At 63.3% G+C, this 1,953-nt stretch carries 2 protein-coding genes; one reads left to right on the forward strand and one right to left on the reverse strand.

Features of this window, described 5'->3' with window-relative positions; genetic code table 11:
• Positions 1–99: IS3 family transposase (locus AB3X99_RS40815; RefSeq protein ID WP_226200766.1), on the forward strand; the 99-nt coding region annotated here is incomplete at its 5' end.
• Between the two features lie 185 nt (positions 100–284).
• Here the strand turns inward: AB3X99_RS40815 and AB3X99_RS40820 are convergent.
• Positions 285–1,718 carry an ISNCY family transposase gene (locus AB3X99_RS40820; protein WP_368662060.1) on the reverse strand — a complete coding sequence of 478 codons (1,434 nt, stop codon included), beginning with the start codon at positions 1,716–1,718 and terminating at the stop codon, positions 285–287.
• Positions 1,719–1,953 lie beyond the last annotated feature (235 nt).

The following is a 1,953-nucleotide window of genomic DNA, read 5'->3' on the forward strand; positions in this document are numbered from 1 at the left end:
GACTCGTACATTCGCTGGTACAACGAGAAACGGATCAAGATCTCGCTTGGCGCACTCAGTCCGATTGAATACCGGGAGAGCCTCGGGCTGACGACATAAACCCGTCCAAGAATTCCGCCGCACCCCCAAAGCGGACACTACAACTTAGCCCGTACAACATAATGTCCCGGCCAGATACAGATGTCGTACTGCGGGCTAAATACAGATGTCGCATCTCTTCCCCGGTCTGATGTTCCTGCAGTGCTGAAGGCCAGCGGTTGAAGCAGCAGGGCGCTTGTGCCTGTTCAGCGGGTCCGGGCAGTCCGCTGGCCAGGTCTGGATGGCTGCGTTGCTAGCGTCTTTCGCTGCGCAAGGTTTACGATCACGGCCTCCATGTCGGCCTGCGTGAACTCGCGCGTCTTCTTCGTGCCGGGCGCACGCTCATGGCTACGCACCTCGATGCCGCGGTTGGTGCGCGAGGGTGAGCCCGAGGCGCGCCGGTCATCACGCTGCGCCTGCAGCGCCTGCGCCACCTCCAGCGCGTGCGCGAGCCGCTTGTGCTCGATCACCGCGCCCTGGTCCACCTCGGTCAGGCGGTCATACTCGCGGTACGGCAGTACCCGCGTGTCGGCCCGCAATTCAATGCGTCCGTCCGGGTACTCCCAGACCTCGATGTAACGGTGCACCAGCTTCCGGTTCTGCAGCGTATCGTCGAGCAGGTACATCACGCGGTCGTACTGCACCGTGAGCGACTTCGTCACGCGCCGCGTCTCGCGCCAGGTGAGCAGGGCGTCCAGATCCTCGTCCTCACGCAGCGGCCGGTGCGCATCGAACGCGCTGCGCGGCGGCTTCGCAAAGCGCGTGTTATAGGCCGCCATAAAGGCAGGCGCATACGCGTTAGCGGCATCAACCGTGCTGATGCCGCGCAGCCGCAGCTCCTTCACGAGACGATCCTGCAGCGTGAGGTGCGCACGCTCCACGCGCCCCTTGGCCGAACTGCTGTTCGCGCAGAACGTCTCGATGTTCAGCTCGTACATCGCGCGCCCGAAGTGCGTCACGCTGCGCCCGGTCTTGCCGGCGCTGACGCTGCGGAACACGCTGGCCTTGTCGCTGTACAGCGCCACCGGCTTGCCATGACGCTCCAGGTACGCACGCGTCGCCTCGAAATAACTGAAGGTCGATTCGGTGGCCGTGAAGTGCAGGTACATCAGGCGGCTCGTCGCATCGTCCACGTACACCAGCAGCGTGCAGGCCGGCGCGCGCTCCTCGAACCAGCGGTGGTCGCTGCCGTCGATCTGCACCAGTTCGCCCAGGCAGGCACGCCGTGCGCGCGGCTGGTAGACCTTGGGCGGGCGCTGGGCCCGCGGAATCCACAGCCCGGCGTCCGTCATGAGCTTCCTGACCGTCTCCTTCGACAGCACCAGGCCATGGCATTCGGCGAGCTTCTCGCAGGCCAGCGTGGGCCCAAAATCGGCATAGCGCTCGCGGATAATGCACAGCGCGCGCTGCGCCAGACCTTCAGTCAACTGGTGGTTACTGGTGCTGCCACGCCGTCGCGAAACCAGCCCGGATGCCCCGGATGCCCGATACCGCAGCACCAGGCGCTCGACCTGACGGCGGCTGATGCCTAGCCGTTCAGCCGCTCGCCAGGGCATCAGCCGTGCCTCGGCGACTGCCTCGATCACCTTCAGGCGGTCCAGCTCGCGCATGCTCATCGTGATCATCCCGGTACAGGCCATCGGCGGCTCCACGTATCCGTGAAAACCGTCCAGCATGTACCTCAAATCGAACCTGGGTACGACATCTGTACTTTGCTCAAGTACGACACTACTACTTTGCTCTTACAAATATGTCAAAGCCATTTTCAGATGTCCGCTTCCCGGCCAAGTTCAAGTGTCCGCTTTTGCGGGGTTCAGGTTTTGTCTTTCACGGGTTGCAGCTCACGCAGTGTCGAAGATCGGATCATGAACGGGC

It is taken from the genome of Paraburkholderia sp. BR10882 (assembly GCF_040948855.1).
Taxonomy (GTDB): Bacteria; Pseudomonadota; Gammaproteobacteria; order Burkholderiales; family Burkholderiaceae; genus Paraburkholderia; species Paraburkholderia nodosa_A.